Source organism: Photobacterium indicum, from assembly GCF_003026215.1.
Lineage (GTDB): Bacteria > Pseudomonadota > Gammaproteobacteria > Enterobacterales > Vibrionaceae > Photobacterium > Photobacterium indicum.
In genome coordinates this window covers 46447-65994 of sequence record NZ_PYOC01000008.1, presented here as the reverse complement: position 1 = coordinate 65994, position 19548 = coordinate 46447, and the positions used below count along the sequence as shown (strand labels likewise).

The following is a 19548-nucleotide window of genomic DNA, read 5'->3' as shown; positions in this document are numbered from 1 at the left end:
AAATGGTCATAAATTTGCGTAGGAAAAATCGGTAAGAACAAGACAGAAATTGAAATAACTAGTCGTTCTAATTATAAAATTTCTAACGTAGTTATTATCGATTTTAACCAGCAAGAATGATCAGATACTCATTTAGGTTGGTATTAATCCCTACCTAATTGATCTTTATGGTGTGGCGTAACGGGTGAGCGCCAATGCCCACGACCTTGAATTGGGCGGTTTGCTTGAGGTAATCGAGCAGCATAAATTGCGGTTTGAGAAATCATTGTCATGCTCATAATCCTAACTCCAATAAGAATAAAATCCACTATGAATAAGGATATGAAAGAAGAATGCCAACTTTTAAGCATGACAAATAAACACTTTAAATACATATGGTTACGCTGATGTATTTTTTGTTATTAAAAAATTAAAAGCACCATTTCAACGCACTTGCTCTATCACTGTGCTTTTATTCATTGGCCACAAATGAGCGTAGCGTCATAATTTCTTGCTGCCAAATATCAGGATTTATCGTTTCTAACACCAAGGGAATATTATCAAAACGACTATCTTGCATCAGGTAGCGGAAGCAATCCCAGCCAATTTCACCTTCCCCTAGGCTATGATGTCGATCTAAATGGCTGCCCAGCTTCCCCTTTGAGTCATTTAAGTGCATGCCACGTAAAAAAGACATTCCCACCGTCTGATCAAATTCAGCAAATGTTGCCTCTGTAGCAGATTCAGAGCGTAAGTCATAACCCGCCGCGAATGTATGGCAGGTATCAATACATACACCCACACGGCTCTTATCTTCAACCTGTTCAATAATTTCAGCTAAATGTTCAAATCGCCAACCTAAATTAGAACCCTGCCCTGCAGTATTCTCTATCACCGCCACGACATCTGGTACTTCTTGATGCGCCATGTTTATCGATTCAGCAATCAATCTTAAACAGTCTGATTCACTGATCTTTTTCAAATGACTACCAGGATGGAAATTCAATAAAGTGAGCCCGAGTTGATTACAACGCTGCATTTCATCTATAAATGCCGCACGAGATTTCTCCAGCTTTTCTGCCTCAGGGTTGCCCAAATTGATCAAGTAAGAATCATGCGGCAAAATCGCCTCGCTCTTAAATCCATACTGCTGACAACGCGCTTTAAAAGCAGTAATAACATCTTGCTCTAATGGCTTAGCCACCCATTGTCTTTGGTTCTTTGTGAACAGCGCAAAGGCGTTAGCACCAATTTTGGCTGCATTTTCCGGTGCATTAAATACCCCGCCAGCCGCAGAAACATGCGCACCGATTAACTTCATATTTTATCCTGTTTGTTATGTTATTTTTTCACATGAATTACAACAAAATACGCCTATTCATATCCTATTTTCCGGTTAAAACAAGGGCTAGAGCCTTTTGATATGTTGTAATTTTACTACAAATGATCACTTAAACTATTTTTTAAACTTTAAACTTACTACTGAGTAGTAGATAAATTAAGGTTAACTTGACCTAGCTCAAAAAAACAGCCGCATTAAAAACAAGGTTTTTTGTTGTAATTTGATCTACATCAATACCAACTTTCCATTGCTGAGGTATATAATACACAGCTCAATAAAAAACTTAAAAACTAACTACATTTCTTCGGAGAATAAAGTCATGATCACAGGCATTCAAATTACAAAATCAGCGAACGATGATCTACTAAATAGTATCTGGTTACTAGACAGCGAAACAAATGAAGCTCGCTGTGTTGTAGCAAAAACTGGCTTTGAAGAAGATCAAGTTATCGCAGCAGCAGACCTAGGTGAATACGAGTCACGTGACGTTGCTATCGAAGTTCCAGCTAAGATTGAAGGTGGTCAGCACCTGAACGTTAACGTACTTAAGAAAGAAACACTGGAAGATGCAGTAGCACACCCAGAAAAATACCCACAGCTAACAATCCGTGTATCGGGTTATGCTGTACGTTTTAACTCTCTAACAACAGAGCAGCAAAAAGACGTAATCGCTCGTACTTTCACTAGCAGCCTGTAATTTAGCTATTAGATAAATGTATAAATAGGACGGTGCCTAAGGTGCCGTTTTTTATGCCTGTTATTCATCAAACCATGCCGCCTTTAATCTACCTCCCTCTTTAATATCAGCTTAGTTTTCAGTATGGCATTCATATCACAAATATGGATATTTTTAATATTCACCTCTCAATACCGACCAAATAACAGACAATACCACTAAATTTAGCGTACATTGCCATCATTGCTTTTTGTACAGATAGTTAGGCAAAGAACAATACGCAGCATAAATTTCTTAAAACATTCCCTTTCAGGAGCCAGCTTTATGAAGTTAATACTAAAATTGATCTCTGGTATTTTGGTCGGCATCCTACTCGGCTTTTTTGCGCCGGATAGCATAATTCGAACACTACTAACAATAAAACAACTCGGCGGCCAACTAATCGGTTTTACCATTCCTCTTATTATTCTTTTTTACATTACTAGCGGTATTGCCAGCTTACCTAAAAATTCAGGTTCGTTATTAGGTAAAACCGTCGCACTCTCTTACGGTTCAACAATTATTGCAGGTAGCCTCGCCTTTCTTGTTGCCAGCGTTGTCATCGCAGGATTACCAGAATCAACAGCCACCGTCGCCAGCAGTTCTGATAAATTAACAAGCTTTCTAACATTAGAAATTCCGCCATTATTTGGTGTAATGACAGCTCTCGCGACAGCCTTTTTATTTGGATTAGGCATCAGTATTACCGATAGCCAAAATTTAAGAAAAATCGCAGATGAAGGGCGCAATGTTATTGACCTGTTATTGGCAAAAGTCATTATTCCATTTTTACCGTTATATATTGCAGGCGTGTTTGCTGAAATGTCAGCGGAAGGAACAGTTTTTACTACGTTAAAAACATTCGGTGTGGTCTTAACGTTAGCCATCATCATGCACTGGGTATGGATTACCATTCAATACACAATAACGGGGTTGGTACTTCGTCAGTCACCAATAAAATTAATCAAAAACATGCTACCGGCCTATTTCACCGCCGTTGGTACCATGTCGTCGGCTGCAACCATTCCGGTTACCCTGCGCCAAACAAAAAAGAATGGTGTTGATGATTCTATTGCAAACTTTACCATTCCTTTATGTGCCACGATCCACCTTTCAGGTTCAACCATCACACTCGTCACTTGCTCTACTGCTGTTATGGCATTAAGTCAGCACATTGCCATCCCATCATTAATTGAGATGTTACCCTTCATTATGATGCTTGGTATTACCATGATAGCCGCACCTGGAGCACCAGGTGGTGCTGTTATGGCAGCTCTAGGATTAATGGCTTCTATGCTCGGTTTTGGCGAGGCTGAACTCGCCCTCATGATTGCACTGTATATGGCTCAAGATAGCTTTGGTACAGCCTGTAATATTACCGGAGATGGAGCTATCGCATTGTGGGTTAATAAGTTTTCTAAAGATGAAAAACAACAGCCTGCGATTGAAGTTCAACAAGAAAGTTAACGCATAAAAAAACGGTAGCCATTACGGCTACCGTTTTCAATTTCTAAAAAACATGTTAGATCATTTTAATCTTGAACACTTCGCAACACTGCTTTTAACTGCTCAAAATCATTATCGCGCTCTAGTGATAACAGCTCCATCGCGCCATGCTTAGCAAGCGGGGCTGGCAGATCGATATCAAGCTCAAGGATCTCATCAACCACTTCTTTAAACTTCGCCGGATGCGCCGTACATAAGAACAAGCCGGTTTCGCCATCTTGTAACTGTTCGTTAAGCACACGGTAAGCAATCGCCCCATGCGGTTCGCATAAGTAACCATCAGCATTCATTTCACGCAACGTTTCTGCAGTTTGCTCGTCTGTTACTGCGCCGTAGCCAAGCTCGTTAAGCCCCCAGCCTTTCAACTGACATAACTCTTCGATACGTGGCCAGTTATTCGGCTCACTCACATCCATCGCATTAGAAATGGTTGGAATCGTCGAGGTTGGAGCCCAATCACCCGTTTGCAGGTAACGTGGCACGGTGTCATTCGCATTCGTAGCAACAATAAAGCGCTTCACTGGCAAACCAAGTGATTTAGCCAACAAACCTGCCGTCAAATTACCAAAGTTACCACTGGGTACTGAAATCACTAGATTTTCACGTTGTGCTTTAGGCAACTGAGAAACGGCTTCGAAGTAATAACAAATCTGTGCCATTAAACGGCTGATGTTAATTGAGTTTGCTGAGTTTAGACCAACATCTTGGCGTAATTGAGCGTCATCAAACGAGGCTTTAACCAGCGACTGACAATCATCAAATGTGCCATCAACAGCAACGGTTGTGATGTTGCGACCTAATGTACAAAATAACTTTTCCTGTAACGGGCTGATTTTGCCTTTCGGATATAAGATCACAACCTTGATATTATCCATGCCATAAAATGCATGGGCAACAGCTGCCCCCGTATCACCAGATGTTGCAGTCAAAATAGTAACTTTGCCATCTTTGTCAGACACAGCAGCTAAAGATTGCGCCATGAATCGGCCACCGAAATCTTTAAAGGCTAATGTCGGGCCATGAAATAACTCTAGAGCGTAAACGCCATCTTTTACTTTCGCTAATGGGGCTGGGAATTGGAACGCGTTACCCACCATCTGGTTAACGGTTTCTGAAGTAAGCTCTTCACCAATAAAGGCGGAAAGGATTTTGCTGCTACGGCTAACAAAATCCATTTCTAATAATGCATCGACATCACCCAAATCAGGTAACTCTGATGGGAAAAACAGACCTTGATTACGTCCTAAGCCCTGACGCACTGCCTGACCAAAGGAAACCTGTTCTTGATGTTCTTTTAAATTATACAACTTCATAGTTATAGCTCACTTCCTGTTACTTTCGATCCCGTGCTGTCTAAACGACAAACATGGACAAATCCTTCATCATTCTGAACATAATTGTCTTCGAGCCAACGTGCAATACGTTTTGCTACTTCTAGGTCATTACATACACTGAACATGGTTGGTCCCGACCCAGAGATCCCACTAGCCAAGGCACCTGCTTCCAGTGCATATTGTCGTGCATTTGAAAAGCCTGGTAATAATCGTTCACGATAAGGTTCAGCAACCACATCTTTAACCATTTTTGCTGCAAGCTCTGGTTGCTGAGAATGGCAGGCATGAATGAAGCCGCCAAGGTAACGACCATGTGCAATCACATCTTGTCGGCGGTACTGAGATGGCAAGATTGCACGCGCTTCTGCTGTTGGTACTTTTATGCCAGGGTAAGCCATTACCCAATACCAATCGTCAAAACAAGGCACTGACTGGCTAATAATACCCAGCTCTTGAACCATAAATTGCAGCCCACCTAAATAACACGGTGCCACATTATCGTAATGCAAACTGCCTGATATTTTTGCTTCCATTTCGCCCATTAAAGCCAGTAATTCGACTTCATTCAACGGCATGTCATGAAAACGGTTTAATGCATCTAATGCAGCAACAACTGAACATGCACTTGAACCTAAACCCGAACCAATTGGCATATTCTTTTCAAGCGTCATCGATACAGGTTTCAATTCGATGTTTTTCTTATCTAACTCACGAGCAAACACTAACCAGCAGTGGTAAACAATGTTCTCTTCTTGTTCTACCGGCAGTTTTGCAACGAAATTACCTACGCATTTTAAGGTAAAAGGTTGCTCACCAGCGGCAACTTCAACGCGATCACCTAACAAAGAGCCATCAATCGGTGATACAGCCGCACCCAGTACATCAAACCCAACACTTACATTGCCAATTGATGCTGGCGCATAAACAACAACACTCATTTTTATACTCCCAACTTCCAGCCTAATGTACGCATTAGATCAGCAAACACACCAGCTGCTGTCACTTCTGTACCTGCACCGTAACCACGTAATACTAGTGGAATCGGTTGATAATAACGGCTGTAGAATGCCAAGGCATTTTCGCCATCTTTAATTTTAAACATTGGATCATCAGGGTTTACTGCTGCAATCTTAACGAAGCATTTACCTTGATCAATTTCTCCCACGTAACGTAATACTTTATCTTCTTTTGCCGCATCTGCCGATAACTGTTCAAAGTAAGCATTCGCTTCTGGCAAACGAGCCATGAAATCATCAATAGAGCCTTCTGCATTAAAACCTGGCGGTAATGCCTGCTCGACGACAACATCTTCCAGTTCTAATGCTAAGCCCGTTTCACGCGCCAAAATAAGCAGTTTACGTGCGACATCCATACCCGATAAATCATCACGAGGATCTGGCTCAGTAAAGCCATTTTCACGAGCCACCGTAGTTGCATCACTGAAGCTCATACCTTCATCTAACTTACCGAAGATATAAGATAATGAGCCCGACAGAATGCCAGAGAAACGCGAAAGTTCGTCACCTGCAGACAGCAAATTCTGTAAGTTTTCAATAACCGGTAAACCAGCACCAACCGTTGTGTCGTACATAAATTTACGTCGAGTAGAGCGTGCCGCCTGACGTAATTGATGGTAATACGCCATGCTCGCGGTATTGGCTTTTTTATTTGGTGTAATAACGTGGAAACCTGCTGCTAGATAATCAACGTACTGCTCTGCAATACCTTGATCAGACGTACAATCAATCACGACAGGATTAATAATATGGTGGCGCTGAACCAGTTGGATCATACGGGCTAGTGTTAATGGCTCATTCGCCACTCCCACCTGATCACGCCAATTTTCCAGTGGAATACCATTGTTGTTAAGTAGCAAGCCTTTGCTGTTTGCTAAACCACAAACACGGATAACAATGCCTTTTTCGGCGAGTTTTACTTGCTGACGACGAATCTGTTCAACCAACTCACCGCCAACACCACCCACACCAATCACAAATACATCAAGGAAGTGCTTACTATTAAACAGGTTTTCGTGACATGCCTTTACCGCTTCAGCCACTTTAGTTGCCGGGATTACCGCAGAAATTGCACGTTCAGAAGAGCCTTGAGCTATCGCGATAATATTCACGTTAACTTCAGCTAAAGAGGTAAAGAAACGTGAAGCAACCCCTTGCGATGTACGCATGCCGTCACCCACTAATGTCACTATGGCGGAATCATCGACAAACTCGATAGGCTCTAAGAGGCCATCTTTTAATTCTAATTCAAAGTTGTTTTGTAGCGCTTGTTGCGCTAAAACTTTATCGTCACTTTCGATACAGAAACTAATACTGTATTCAGATGATGATTGCGTAATCAGTACAATTGACACACCAGAAATCGACATCGCACCAAAGACACGCGCCGCCATGCCAACCATGCCTTTCATTCCTGGACCCGATACGTTGACCATGGTCAGGTTTTTAAGCGTCGTAATGCCTTTAATCGCCAAATTATCTTCACCGGTATCAAGACCGATTAATGTACCAGCACCTTGTGGACTAAAACTGTTTTTGATTAAGCAAGGAATATGGAACTGAGCAATCGGCGCGATTGTTTTCGGGTGTAAAACCGACGCACCGAAATAAGATAGCTCCATCGCTTCTTGGTAACTTAGGGATTTAAGTAAACGAGCATCAGGCACAATGCGCGGATCGCAGCTATAGACACCATCAACATCAGTCCAGATTTCACAGCACTCAGCACGAAGACACGCTGCTAATACTGCTGCAGAATAATCGGAACCATTACGCCCTAGCGTTACTAATTCACCGTCACTATTACCGGCAGTAAAGCCAGGCATAATATTAACGTGACCTTCCGGTAGCGGGTTTCGTTTGAAATTTTGCGTCGACACTTCGATATCAACATGTGCTTCGAGGTAATCGCCCTGGGCAAGCAAGTAAGCAACAGGATCAATTAAGCTCGCTGGTTGACCTTTAGCTTCCAGCAGTGCTTTCATCGTAACAATAGATAAACGCTCACCTTTACTGATGATTTTTGCGTACACATTATCAGGGCATAAACCTAATAACTTCATACCGTGTACATACTGCTTAAGTTGACCTAACGAACTCGCCAGCTTTGCATCAACCAAATCCTTATCAAAGCTTGGCACTAACGCTTTAAGTCCAGAAAACAATTCATTAAATACAGATTCTAAATCAGCGACCTGAAGATCAGCGTCGCCAGTTTTTACGGTGCTATCTATTACCGAAACTAACTTGTTTGTTACTTTTCCTGGCGCTGAAAGCACGACAGACACATCACCCTGTTGCGCATTATTGGCAATAATATCTGCCGCTCGTAAAAACCGCTCTGCATCTGATAACGATGAACCACCAAACTTAAATACCCGCATTCCCTACTCCCGATATCCTTAATTATTCATTACCTCGCTAATTAACAGCACCAGTAATGTTCAAATCTATTTCATTTTAAAAAGTAAAAAAAAAGCCCGCATCTAATAAGAAGTGCGGGCTTTTTTTTAAGAATCTTATGCGTATCAGCCCGCACCAACACGAATAATCGTGCCAGTAATAATAATGGTTGTGGTTGTGGTTGTGCTGATAACGTTAAACATAATGTATTTTGAATTACTCAATTCTCTCAATTACTTTAGATTTACCTTACCCCACATCGAGAGTCAACAATGTTTTAACTTTATACTTAAAATTCTTTATAAATACGGGCTTGAATACATATTAATGTGTTATACCGAAAAAGTATAAAAAACAAACAGATTTAATTGCAGTTCGCGTCTCCCCGTTGCATAGTTAATCTAATACAAAAAAACAATAATGATTCGGAGGGAACCGGATGACAGCAGCAATGGAACAGCTTGTAGCCCATACCATTTTGCAAGGCTTCGATGCTATGTATGGTCGATTTCTTGACGTAACCGCTGGTGCTCAAGAACGATTTGAACAACAAGATTGGTCTTCCGTTCATTTGGCGTTAAAAAAACGAATCAGTTTTTATGACCATCATGTCGGGTTAGTGACGAGCCAGATTCAGATAATGCTCGGGGAACGCTACGCCAATCGCTCATTTTTAATGGCCGTTAAATCATCGTATGAAAATTTACTGTTAGATTATCCACGATATGAAATTGCAGAAAGTTTTTTCAACTCCGTTTATTGTCGTATTTTTGAACATCGTAATATCAACCGAGATAAACTCTTCGTTCATAGCTCGCAAGAAAACCGGATCCCAACTTATCCCACTCAGTTGACTCGCATCTACCATGCTCACTCAGGTTTAACGTCTTTGTTCGATCGTGTTTTAGACGACACGCCCTTTACCCAAGTATGGGAAGACAAACAACGTGATAGCAAACTCATCATCAACCACCTTAAGCAAGAGTTCGGAGCGGCATTTAATGATGACACCTCGTTAGAGCTTATTCGCGAGCCATTTTATAGAAATAAAGCGGCTTACTTAATTGGAAAAATAACACTAAACCATGGTGGACAATATCAAACAATTCCTTTGGTATTACCTGTACTCAATAACAGTAATAAACAGTTATACGTCGATGCCTGCATCTGCCATGTGAACGATGCGAGTATTATCTTTGGTTTTGCGCGCTCTTACTTCATGGTGTACGCACCTGCTCCAGGTGCGCTTGTTCGCTTTTTATCGAACCTTATTCCCAATAAAACGAATGCAGAGTTATATACGGCAATAGGGTGCCAAAAACACGGCAAGACAGAGCTATACCGTGAGTTTTTAACCCACCTAGACAATTCTGATGATCAATTTGTTACCGCCCCAGGTATCAAAGGGATGGTTATGTCAGTGTTCACCCTGCCATCTTACGATTTTGTTTTTAAAATAATTAAAGATAAATTTGCGCCACAAAAAGACATTAGTCATGCCACGGTTAAAGAAAAATATAAACTGGTAAAAGAGCATGATCGTGTTGGTCGTATGGCTGATACTCAGGAATACCGACATTTTACATTTGAACGCCATCGCTTTAGTGATGAGTTATTAGCAGAACTATTGGCTGTTGCTCCCTCTATAATCAAAGTAACGTCAGACCAAATCATTATTAGCCATCTATACATGGAACGTCGAATGATCCCATTCAATATTTATGTAGAACAAGCTAATGATGATGACCTTCGCGATGCCGTTGATGAATATGGTAAAGCAATTAAACAACTCGCCGCGGCGAATATTTTTCCTGGCGATATGCTATTCAAAAATTTTGGGGTAACGCGTCATAAACGCGTCGTATTTTATGATTATGACGAAATCAGCTATATGACGGAGATGAATTTCCGTAAAATTCCAGAGCCACGAACACCTGAAGATGAGATGTCTGCTGAACCTTGGTATAGCGTGGGTATTTACGACGTATTCCCTGAAGAATTCCGTACTTTTTTACTGATAAACCCCAAAGTAAAAGCCTTATTTAATGAATTACACAGTGATTTATTTGAAGCTAAATATTGGCAGTATTTACAGCAAAATATAACGCACGGTCAATATGAAGATGTCTATCCCTATAGAAGTGTACATCGTCTACGTATGACATAAAAATTCATGCAAAATGGCATAAGCGACAATTGACAATTAGGACAGGATCATGTTTTATGCACTCGAACGCATTTAAATGTAAATGCAATATCAAAACCGATAATTCTGTCCTAATATCAATAAACACAATCAAAACTAAGAACAGTGGCGGTGACGCAATGAAAAAATTGTTGATCACATTAGCCCTGCTGGTAGTGGCATTACCAACAATTGCTGCAGAAAAGAACGCATTTCTGGGGTTAATTGGTGATGAACATTCATCATCAGGCTGGTTTATGACATCTCAGTCAAATTCCATCGAACAATTTGACCTTTGGCAAATTGATAGCGGATATTCATATTCGTTAAATGGGAATTTACAGCTCTATTTAAGCACTCGCTTATCATCAGGTAATGATACAAAATCTGCGAGCCGAGGAATGCTATCTGGAGTGGCTTATAACCTGAGCCCAAAGGTCAGCTTACAAAGTGCGGTTACCTCTGAAGTTGTCGAGCGTGATACTGTCTATGGCGTAGAGATTACAAGCCAATATGATGTGACTGACAAAGTAAATCTAAGAGCGACCGTTGATTACGAAGCACTTGAGCAGATTTATCAACTGGGGATTGGGTTTCGCTTCTAGTTCAATATCAAGCCACCTTTTGAGTCATGACTTTTCTATTAATCCAGCCAGCAAAACACCACACCTGTAAACGGATCATTCCATCCTAAATCAGACCATTAAAGTACTGATAAATCTAATGGCTGTTTACTCAGCAATATCCCATTAAGATCTGCATACAAATAATCGCCTGGATAGATCATAGTATGCGCGACAGTCATGGTGACATTCATATCACCCGTTTGACGTTTCACGGTTTTGTATGGGCATGTACCTAAAGCTTTTACGCCAAGATCTAAGGTCGCGAGAGTGCCTACATCACGAGCTGTGCCATTAATAACAACTCCTTGCCAACCATTTTTCACGGCAAGCAATGCTAGCTGATCACCCAGTAATGCGCCGTTATAAGAAGCATGCCCATCAATAAACAGTACTTTCCCCGTACCGTCTTGAGACACAATATCGCGAACTAAACTGTTATCTTCAAAACAACGTAAGGTTACCACCTCACCATAAAATATTTTTTTTCCGCCATAATCATTTAACACAAGAGGTAACCAGCGGACATCTTGCTCGTAGTGATCACACAAATCGGGTAATAGATCGTTCATCTCAAACTCCTTTTATAACTAAATAGCCCTATTTTCTTATTCTATTTATGCCACTTTAAGATCTCATTTCTCAATTAAGTGTAGAAAAAGGTAGACCATTTACCGAGATTTTGTGTTTCAATGCCCTTTAGTAAAACAGGAACTAGATAAAGTCTATTGTTTTCAACCCAATAGATTGCATTTTGTTCAAACATTGCCGCTAACTCAAATGCTTGTTTATAGGGTAAATCAACAGCAAAGCTCGGCTCTGTCCAACACCTATCCAGAGAGCGACAAGATATAGGCATCCATGCATCTGTTAACATGATGAGATGCTTTTCCAGCGCAATATTTCTCTTAACGTTATCAGAATGAGTAAGAACAATGCTTCTCGGATTAAAAGCTGTTAGAATTGCAAAGCAATGGTAAACAGGGTGTTGCCTTGCCTCGAAGGTAATGTTTTGATATTTTCGCCAAAGCGATTTTGTTTTACACTTACGTTGATTCATTCATTTTATGACATTGAAATTTGTAGCGAATGTTAAACACTCTAAACAAACGTAGTGCACCCTCATTCAATTTGATATAAATCAATAAACATCTAAAAATCGACATCGAAACAAAGACCCTATATTGTTAGCGAGCTGTTAAGTGCTTACAATCATCGCCATCCAAGGGAGATTGTAGCCAGTACCCACAGAGAATCGGGTTTTTCAACACAGTTGCGACACAAAAACGTATTGAATTTATGGATGGCGTACCAAACAGGCCGCTTTTAAAGTGAAAAATTATGTATTTTGTCTAATACTTTGCCTGTATGTGAATTTTTTTTATAGAATTTAACTATTCTGTTTTTGACCAGATTCCGTTTTAGTAAATTAGGTACAGCCAATGCAAACCCCTCACATTCTAATTGTAGAAGACGAGCACGTAACACGTAATACCCTGAAGAGCATTTTTGAAGCTGAGGGTTACACTGTCTTTGAAGCCAATGACGGCGCTGAAATGCACCAGATGCTTTCTGAGCACCCTGTTCACCTTGTTATCATGGATATCAACCTACCAGGTAAAAATGGTTTATTACTAGCACGTGAACTTCGCGAGCAAGGTGATATGGCTCTTATGTTCCTGACAGGTCGTGACAACGAAGTGGATAAGATTTTAGGTCTTGAGATTGGTGCTGATGATTACATCACTAAACCATTCAACCCTCGTGAGTTAACTATTCGTGCGCGTAACTTACTGACACGTGCGATGAACCAAGGTCTACCAACTGAAGATAAGAAATTGGTAGAGCGTTATGAGTTCAATGGTTGGTCTTTAGAAATCAACAGCCGTTCTTTGGTTAGCCCTAGTGGTGACCAATTTAAGCTTCCTCGTTCTGAATTCCGTGCTTTACTTCACTTCTGTGAAAACCCAGGCAAAATTCAAACGCGTGGCGATCTTCTGAAGAAGATGACAGGTCGTGAACTTAAGCCTCACGACCGTACGGTTGACGTAACTATTCGTCGTATCCGTAAGCACTTTGAATCTGTTGCTGATACACCTGAAATCGTTGCAACGATTCATGGTGAAGGTTACCGTTTCTGCGGTGATCTAAACGAAGAATAATTCGACTATTGTGCCAAAGACTCAAGGATAAAAGCGCTTCATTTTTACCAAGTCTTCAGCAAGTAGCGAAAAAAGGCTCCAATAGGAGCCTTTTTCTTTTTTATCATTTTGTCGTTAAAACACAGCCGTTAAAATACTTGGTTAACCATCACATCACGTTGTGTAATCGTATATTCCTTGCCACTTTTAACCAGTGTAACCATCACATCAACTACACTTTCTGGTGCCCAACTAGGCCCATCACGCAGCATAAATTCAACGCCACTCTGATAGCTCTCACCATTTTCACCCACACTATTTTGCAAATAGCTTTGTTCCATAATATGGACATCAAAATCATTATCGTCGTTAGCCGTTAATAGCCATTGTTGCTCTGCATTCTTTAAGACGATTTGCTTTACTTTAATCCCTTGATATAAAGCGTCGCTTTGAGGAGAAAGTAGTTGAATAGACGCGAGTAAACGACCTTTAGCTGCAGAACTAGCGCCAATCCCTACGCTACCTTCATCTTCAATCATTGGCATGCTGTTTAGCCAAATTTCACTGTATAAAGCAATCGACACATCTTCTATCGTTAATGCATCATAAGCCTGCTCTATCGGTACGACCACAGCAGTCGTATTGTCTTGTTGACTATTTTGATTAGCACAAGCCGCAAGCACAACGGTCGATGCAATAATGCCACTCAGTTTCATCCATTTTTTCATTTAGCTTTCTCCTGTTCAGCTACCCACTCGCGTAATACATTCAGATCATGCGCATAACCATTTTTAATCTCATCAACCCAATCATTAATGTTTTCCCACCATGCTGGAAGTTCTGGTGATTGTGCCTTTTGAGCGACTTGCTGGATATGCTTTAAACCGATAGAACCCGCGGCACCTTTAATTTTATGAGCTTCAAACTTAATCCCATCTTTGTCTTTCGCTGTCATATTAGAGTCAAGAATTGCTATATAGTCTGGCATCATCTTTTCAAACATCGCAATACTTTCATGTACTGGTTTGGTGCCGACAATCTCAACATAAGACTCTAGCATCTCTAAATCGAGTAATTGATTAAACATCTCATTATTTGAATGCTCTACCACAACGGCTGGTTGAACATCTGAAACCGGCTCAATTGTTTCTATCTCTTCATCGTCATCAAAATCATCAAGCGGACAAGTCAGTACTAATCGCTGAATAACATCGGTAATAGCTTTGACACTCAGAGGCTTACTTAGCGCCTCATCCATACCTTTTTCAATGTACTCGTTTTTATCACTGATCACATTAGCGGTTAACGCGACTAATGCTGGTAAATAATCGTACTTTTTACGCAGCGCTTGCGCTACATCAAACCCGGTCATATCCGGTAACTGAATATCAAGTAACACAAGATCGAAAGCTTCAGGATCGAACATAGCCAATGCTTCATCACCACGCATCGCAACCGTTACTTCATGCCCTAAGCTTTCCAGTAACGCTTTCGCAACAGTAATGTTCAGTTCAATATCTTCAACCATAAAAATACTTAAACTGGCTTGAGGCACCACAGGCATGATTTCTTCTTCAACGACAGCCTCAGCTAATGGCACTCTAATGGTAACAGTAAAAGTACTGCCTTCACCGATATCAGAAGTAACCAAAATATCGCCGCCCATGAGCTGCACCAACTGACGAGAAACAGCAAGACCTATACCCGTACCTACCGCGTGTAAATTGTCGCTACCTTGCTTAACCTGATAATACATGGCAAATATTTTATCGACTTCAGACGCTGGAATCCCAATTCCGCTATCTTCAACGTCAAAGGTAATTTCTGCCTCATGCTCAAAGATTTCGCTGCTCACCGATAAAATCACACCACCTTCTTTGGTGAATTTGGTCGCATTGCCAATCAAGTTCCACAATACCTGACGTAAACGAGTGCTATCGACTTCGATGAAAGCGGGTAGTTTAGTTAATCGTTCCAAGTCAAAACGTAAGCCTTTTTGTTCAGCCATCAAATTTGAAATATTCTCCATTTCAGTGATAAACTCATTGAAATCAAGCGGTTTAGGCATAAGTTCTAAACGACGGCGATCTGACTTATCCATATCGATGATGTCATTAAAGATATTGCCTAACGTTATTGCACTCACGTGAACGGTACGCATATAACCACGCTGCTCATCATTTAACGGCGTTTCAAGTAACATTCGGCTCAAACCGACAATACCGTTTAGCGGGGTGCGTAATTCATGGCTAATCGTCGAAATGAATGCGGTTTTATCTCGGCTCGCTTTTTCTTGTGCGTCTTGGTATTGCTTACGCTCTGTAATATCTCGACCGAATCCCATCAAGCCTAAACGTCGACCATCACGGCGGTAAAACGGGACTTTTCGTAATTCAAAAATGGCTTTTCGACCATCGGGATATTCCAGCCATTGTTCGTAAGTCAGCGATACGTTTTTCTGAAAAACTTGCTCATCCGTTTCAACAATTTTTATCGCCGCTTCTTCGCTATATACATCCCATGGGGTTAACCCAACTAATCCTTTTTCAGTTTTTCCCGTGAGCTCTGCCATTGCTCGGTTACAACCAGAGAACTCACCTTTCTCATTACGGTAGTAAATAAGATCCGGAGATGCATCTAAGAAAGATTTGAGTAATGCGCCTTGCTCTGCAAGCTCTAACTGCGCATTTTCACGCTGATAGACTTCATTTTCTAAATCATGCATGGCTATTTCACGGGCTTCTTCCGCTTTTTCTCGTTCTTCAATTTCTTGATTTAGTTGCGTAATATTCACTTGAAGCTGCGTATTTAACTGCATATCGCGAGAGCGCATTTCTTCTAATTTACTGACCAATTTAGATAAACGCTGGCGAGAATCTTCCAACTGATCAACGACCACCGATAAAAAGTAAACAGCCCAAGGCGTGATCAGTAGACCGAAGAATACCGAACGCACAATATCGATGTTATGCACTTCACCTTGTAGTGCGAGAGTTACCCCGATTTGAACAACAACAGCCAACGCCACAAGCGCCAATGCTAATAATAAGCTGAATCGCACTATGCCTAACTTGACTAACAAGTCGACATAGAACTGAGCCAGGACTTTGATTTGTTTCATGATTTAATCCACAACCTAGAAGTGCTTATTTTAATAATATCTTGTGCGGTGACAGAACCAAAGGATAAGTACCACAGTTATGCTCGAATGTTATATTTAACCCATAAAAAAACCTGCTCTCGCAGGCTTATTAACGCGATTAAAAATCATCGCTGTCAGATATCGACATTGAACAATTTCGGCCTGCAGCTTTAGCTTTATACAATGCCACATCCGCCATGCCGACTAAATCGCCATAATCTTGAGATGGTAAAGGGATAACCGACGCAATGCCTAAGCTTACTGTTAGTCTATTGGCGACGTTAGAATAGCCGTGCGTTAAGCCTTTGCTGGCTAATTCTTGATGAATATTCGCCGCGACGATTTCTCCCCCTTTTAAATCGGTATTTGGTAATAAAAAAGCAAACTCTTCGCCACCATAACGTGCCACTTCATCGGTGCCTCGCTGTACCACATTACGAAGCACTTTCGCGACTTCTTGTAATGCAATATCACCTTGTTGATGCCCGTAGTTATCATTAAAGGCTTTAAAGTAATCGATATCGCATAAAATAAGGGTAAGTGGCTGTTGCTCTCGAACATGGCCATGCCACAGCTTACGTAATTGTTCATCAAAACTTCGTCGATTAGCGACTTTGGTTAAACTATCGATAAAGCTCAATTCTTGTAAGTCCATAATTGCATCGGCTAATTGCTGTTCAGTCGCTTTGCGTTCTGTTACATCACGCGCCATCACCAATACACCGACGGAGTTATCGGTTGGATCTCGATAAGGCGATTTTGCCACTTCGTACCAAATAGGAGTGCCATCTTCAAGAATGACGTAATCTTCTGTTTTAATGGTAATGCCCTTTGCCATGACTTCTTCATCTATGGGACGACAAAGCTCCCACTTATCAGAGTCAAGCACATCCGAAACGACTTTTCCCAGTAAGGTTTCAGTGGTGTATCCCAACGAGTGGGCGAACGACTCATTACAGCCAACATAAACCCAATGCTGGTTAAACAATCCAATTGGGTCTTGGCTCGCGCTTAAAATCGTATCCAATAAATTATTACGTTGCGCTAATGTCTGCTCTGTCACTTCACGCTTTTCAATTTCAGTCTTAAGACTTTCTTGCATTTCATGCCAATCAGTTACGTCATGACTGATCCCAAGCGTACCAATAACCTCACTATTATCACCAATCAATAACGTTTTATTGGTTTCTAATAATCGGCTACAACCTTCTGGTGATGTCGTCCAGGTATGCGTTGAATTGTTACTAGAAAACGAAGCTTCTTCGCTATCAATCAAACCATCATTGAGCCTACCTCGCCAAAAACGATCGAAGGCTTTATTGGTTCCAATTATTCGGTCGGCATTATCTTGAAAATACACTAATTCAGACAGGGAGTTTAAAACACTTTGGAATACACGTTGTTCTTGTTCAATTTTACTTTGAACAACATTGTGCTGTTGCGGTTCATATAGATACAGTAACCATGCCATTTTACGTTTAAAACGAATACGTTGACCTGATATTTTTAACTTCGTGCCTAAATGCTCTGACAATATCAGCTCTTTACCCCAATCTCTAAAACCTGTTTCATTACTATAAGGACGCAAAAAGTCATATAGCATTTGGGGCTCGATATGATCTGGATAAATATAACTATTGCCGACTTTTCTAACCCCGATTAATTCACGGCACGCTTTATTGGCATAAAGTAATGAGCCATCATTACCTCTTACAATAACGGCCCCTACAGGCAAGTAATTAAGATTAGCTTGGATTTTTTTAAATGAAGATAACCGAATATTATGAAGAATAAGCGCTAAAAAAGCACCGCCAATAGAAATAGCTAAGATCACTGCTGTAAACATCAGAATCGGACTATCGAAGTCAGCAGAAGAGATTAAAGCCCAACAAGCAGATGGGCTAAAAAATAGAATAAGAAGAATAAACCTACGACTGCAATTCATCGAACATCCACATCAGAAAAATACGGCCAAATACATTAAGGGGAAAGTTAATGTTCAAGCCAGTAAGATCGAATATGTATGATTATTAACTACTTGAACTATCAATAATCTACCATATGTTATGATTTTTTAGGTAATATCGGCTGATAAATAAATGAATTGTCTAATGCAGAGCCTTGCGCACCATGTTGATCAAGGTATTTACCAATATCAATCATGGCTAACCAACGATTTTCACACCAAGTCGGAGCCAGTAACGTAGGACGACGAGCACTGGCTGATACGCGATGAAAAACAACTTCTGGTGGCGTAAGGCGGATCATTTCAGCGGCAATTTCAGTATATGTTTCTAAACTCAACGCTTCGAGGCGATCTGCCTTCCACGCTTTCGCCATAATACTGCCTTCGACAATATGGAGTGGGTGCAATTTGATTCCATCAGTCCCCACATCAATAGTACGTTTCAGTGTCTCTAAATTGTCTTCTTTGGTATCACCCGGCAAGCCAACAATAAGATGGGTACACACTTTAATGCCCATTGCACGGGCACGTTTGGTGATGTTCTCATAACACGCAAAATCATGACCTCGATTAATACGCTTTAATGTCTTATCGTTCGCGGTTTGTAACCCAAGTTCAAGCCAAATTTCATAGCCCTGCTCGCAATAACTCGCCAGTAACTCCAGCACTGCATCTGGCACACAATCTGGACGCGTACCCACGCACAAGCCGACGATATTGGCTGCTTGTAGCGCTTCTTCATACATGTTTTTCAACAACTGCACTTCAGCGTAAGTATTGGTGTACGCCTGAAAATACGCTAAATAACGGTTAGCACGATCGGTGTTGACTGCACGTTGCGCCAACTGCTGACGAATAGGTATATACTGTGCTTGCTCATCAGCAAAAGAAGCGACATTACAGAAGGTACAACCTCCTCGGCCAATCGTGCCATCACGATTTGGACAACTAAAACCACCATGCAAAGACAGTTTATGTACTTTCTCTCCATAACGTCGTTGTAAATCTTGCCCAAAGGTATTGACTAATTCGTGCAGTTGCATCATTTCACCTAGCGTTTATTATCGTTCCAATAAGAAAGATAAACCTGTTTACGGCGGCGCAGATTAACATTAAGCCTCAAAATGGAATTTGTGCCAAAACAAGAAAAAACGTATAACTCAAAGAAGCTAGCACGTCATTACCCCTTTGTTGAT

Annotated in this window: 16 protein-coding genes and 1 other annotated feature; of the genes, 5 read left to right on the top strand and 11 right to left on the bottom strand. The window is 41.0% G+C overall.

All coding sequences use genetic code 11. The features are described 5' to 3' along the window. Positions 1 to 143: 143 nt before the first annotated feature. Together C9J47_RS27465 and nfo are read right to left on the bottom strand one after the other, a co-directional pair. Positions 144 to 272 (bottom strand): hypothetical protein, encoded by a 129-nt coding sequence (locus tag C9J47_RS27465; RefSeq protein WP_281258984.1) that lies wholly within the window; start codon positions 270 to 272, stop codon positions 144 to 146. A gap of 179 nt (positions 273 to 451) precedes the next feature. Beyond that, complete coding sequence (nfo, locus tag C9J47_RS18935; RefSeq protein ID WP_107254891.1) at positions 452 to 1300, bottom strand: deoxyribonuclease IV; 849 nt, start codon at positions 1298 to 1300, stop codon at positions 452 to 454. Positions 1301 to 1640: 340 nt separating this feature from the next. On the opposite strand from nfo, the gene grcA reads away from it, so the two are divergent. Both grcA and C9J47_RS18925 read left to right on the top strand, forming a co-directional pair. Beyond that, the gene (gene grcA, locus C9J47_RS18930) at positions 1641 to 2018 is read left to right on the top strand and encodes an autonomous glycyl radical cofactor GrcA (protein WP_006230635.1); all 378 of its coding nucleotides are present in this window, start codon (positions 1641 to 1643) and stop codon (positions 2016 to 2018) included. Positions 2019 to 2321: 303 nt separating this feature from the next. Further along, on the top strand, positions 2322 to 3503 hold the full coding sequence (locus C9J47_RS18925; protein ID WP_107254890.1) for a dicarboxylate/amino acid:cation symporter: 1182 nt from the start codon (positions 2322 to 2324) through the stop codon (positions 3501 to 3503). Between the two features lie 65 nt (positions 3504 to 3568). Here C9J47_RS18925 and thrC read toward each other — a convergent pair whose 3' ends face one another. Genes thrC through thrA form a run of 3 tightly spaced genes read right to left on the bottom strand, consistent with a single transcriptional unit; the run spans position 3569 to position 8276 of the window. Further along, positions 3569 to 4855: a threonine synthase gene (gene thrC / locus C9J47_RS18920; protein WP_107254889.1), complete on the bottom strand. Its 1287-nt coding sequence runs from the start codon at positions 4853 to 4855 to the stop codon at positions 3569 to 3571. A 2-nt stretch (positions 4856 to 4857) separates the two neighbouring features. After that, positions 4858 to 5814: a homoserine kinase gene (gene thrB / locus C9J47_RS18915; protein WP_107254888.1), complete on the bottom strand. Its 957-nt coding sequence runs from the start codon at positions 5812 to 5814 to the stop codon at positions 4858 to 4860. Positions 5815 to 5816: 2 nt separating this feature from the next. After that, positions 5817 to 8276 carry a bifunctional aspartate kinase/homoserine dehydrogenase I gene (thrA, locus tag C9J47_RS18910; protein WP_107254887.1) on the bottom strand — a complete coding sequence of 820 codons (2460 nt, stop codon included), beginning with the start codon at positions 8274 to 8276 and terminating at the stop codon, positions 5817 to 5819. An 85-nt stretch (positions 8277 to 8361) separates the two neighbouring features. Next, positions 8362 to 8488 (bottom strand) — a sequence feature (Thr leader region). Between the two features lie 246 nt (positions 8489 to 8734). Between thrA and aceK the strand changes: the two genes are divergently transcribed. Together aceK and C9J47_RS18900 are read left to right on the top strand one after the other, a co-directional pair. Continuing rightward, the gene (gene aceK / locus C9J47_RS18905) at positions 8735 to 10462 is read left to right on the top strand and encodes a bifunctional isocitrate dehydrogenase kinase/phosphatase (protein WP_107254886.1); all 1728 of its coding nucleotides are present in this window, start codon (positions 8735 to 8737) and stop codon (positions 10460 to 10462) included. A gap of 158 nt (positions 10463 to 10620) precedes the next feature. Continuing rightward, a complete protein-coding gene (locus tag C9J47_RS18900) occupies positions 10621 to 11085 on the top strand; it encodes a hypothetical protein (RefSeq protein WP_107255018.1) in 465 nt (154 codons plus the stop codon). Between the two features lie 98 nt (positions 11086 to 11183). Here the strand turns inward: C9J47_RS18900 and C9J47_RS18895 are convergent, their stop codons facing one another. After that, the gene (locus C9J47_RS18895) at positions 11184 to 11675 is read right to left on the bottom strand and encodes a putative 4-hydroxy-4-methyl-2-oxoglutarate aldolase (RefSeq protein ID WP_107254885.1); all 492 of its coding nucleotides are present in this window, start codon (positions 11673 to 11675) and stop codon (positions 11184 to 11186) included. Positions 11676 to 11749: 74 nt separating this feature from the next. Then, a complete protein-coding gene (locus C9J47_RS18890) occupies positions 11750 to 12163 on the bottom strand; it encodes a DUF3293 domain-containing protein (protein ID WP_107254884.1) in 414 nt (137 codons plus the stop codon). Positions 12164 to 12545: 382 nt separating this feature from the next. Between C9J47_RS18890 and arcA the strand changes: the two genes are divergently transcribed. After that, entirely contained in the window at positions 12546 to 13265 is a 720-nt protein-coding gene (gene arcA / locus C9J47_RS18885; protein ID WP_006230624.1) for a two-component system response regulator ArcA, read from the top strand. A gap of 128 nt (positions 13266 to 13393) precedes the next feature. Here the strand turns inward: arcA and C9J47_RS18880 are convergent, their stop codons facing one another. The 4 genes from C9J47_RS18880 to mnmL form a co-directional block, all read right to left on the bottom strand. Continuing rightward, positions 13394 to 13972, bottom strand: coding sequence for a hypothetical protein (locus tag C9J47_RS18880; RefSeq protein ID WP_245903533.1), 579 nt, complete (start codon positions 13970 to 13972; stop codon positions 13394 to 13396). Beyond that, a complete protein-coding gene (gene arcB, locus C9J47_RS18875) occupies positions 13969 to 16365 on the bottom strand; it encodes an aerobic respiration two-component sensor histidine kinase ArcB (RefSeq protein ID WP_107254883.1) in 2397 nt (798 codons plus the stop codon). The genes C9J47_RS18880 and arcB overlap by 4 nt, the downstream gene beginning before the upstream one ends. A gap of 139 nt (positions 16366 to 16504) precedes the next feature. Beyond that, complete coding sequence (locus C9J47_RS18870) at positions 16505 to 18331, bottom strand: sensor domain-containing diguanylate cyclase (RefSeq protein ID WP_107254882.1); 1827 nt, start codon at positions 18329 to 18331, stop codon at positions 16505 to 16507. A 119-nt stretch (positions 18332 to 18450) separates the two neighbouring features. Then, positions 18451 to 19395 carry a tRNA modification radical SAM protein MnmL/YtqA gene (mnmL, locus tag C9J47_RS18865; RefSeq protein WP_006230620.1) on the bottom strand — a complete coding sequence of 315 codons (945 nt, stop codon included), beginning with the start codon at positions 19393 to 19395 and terminating at the stop codon, positions 18451 to 18453. Positions 19396 to 19548 lie beyond the last annotated feature (153 nt).

Excerpts from the sequence above, each read along its gene's own strand:
- C9J47_RS27465 (WP_281258984.1), bottom strand. The coding sequence starts at position 272 with ATGACAATGATTTCTCAAACCGCAATTTATGCTGCTCGATTACCTCAA.
- nfo (WP_107254891.1), bottom strand. The coding sequence starts at position 1,300 with ATGAAGTTAATCGGTGCGCATGTTTCTGCGGCTGGCGGGGTATTTAAT.
- grcA (WP_006230635.1), top strand. The coding sequence starts at position 1,641 with ATGATCACAGGCATTCAAATTACAAAATCAGCGAACGATGATCTACTA.
- C9J47_RS18925 (WP_107254890.1), top strand. The coding sequence starts at position 2,322 with ATGAAGTTAATACTAAAATTGATCTCTGGTATTTTGGTCGGCATCCTA.
- thrC (WP_107254889.1), bottom strand. The coding sequence starts at position 4,855 with ATGAAGTTGTATAATTTAAAAGAACATCAAGAACAGGTTTCCTTTGGT.
- thrB (WP_107254888.1), bottom strand. The coding sequence starts at position 5,814 with ATGAGTGTTGTTGTTTATGCGCCAGCATCAATTGGCAATGTAAGTGTT.
- thrA (WP_107254887.1), bottom strand. The coding sequence starts at position 8,276 with ATGCGGGTATTTAAGTTTGGTGGTTCATCGTTATCAGATGCAGAGCGG.
- aceK (WP_107254886.1), top strand. The coding sequence starts at position 8,735 with ATGACAGCAGCAATGGAACAGCTTGTAGCCCATACCATTTTGCAAGGC.
- C9J47_RS18900 (WP_107255018.1), top strand. The coding sequence starts at position 10,621 with ATGAAAAAATTGTTGATCACATTAGCCCTGCTGGTAGTGGCATTACCA.
- C9J47_RS18895 (WP_107254885.1), bottom strand. The coding sequence starts at position 11,675 with ATGAACGATCTATTACCCGATTTGTGTGATCACTACGAGCAAGATGTC.
- C9J47_RS18890 (WP_107254884.1), bottom strand. The coding sequence starts at position 12,163 with ATGAATCAACGTAAGTGTAAAACAAAATCGCTTTGGCGAAAATATCAA.
- arcA (WP_006230624.1), top strand. The coding sequence starts at position 12,546 with ATGCAAACCCCTCACATTCTAATTGTAGAAGACGAGCACGTAACACGT.
- C9J47_RS18880 (WP_245903533.1), bottom strand. The coding sequence starts at position 13,972 with ATGAAAAAATGGATGAAACTGAGTGGCATTATTGCATCGACCGTTGTG.
- arcB (WP_107254883.1), bottom strand. The coding sequence starts at position 16,365 with ATGAAACAAATCAAAGTCCTGGCTCAGTTCTATGTCGACTTGTTAGTC.
- C9J47_RS18870 (WP_107254882.1), bottom strand. The coding sequence starts at position 18,331 with ATGAATTGCAGTCGTAGGTTTATTCTTCTTATTCTATTTTTTAGCCCA.
- mnmL (WP_006230620.1), bottom strand. The coding sequence starts at position 19,395 with ATGCAACTGCACGAATTAGTCAATACCTTTGGGCAAGATTTACAACGA.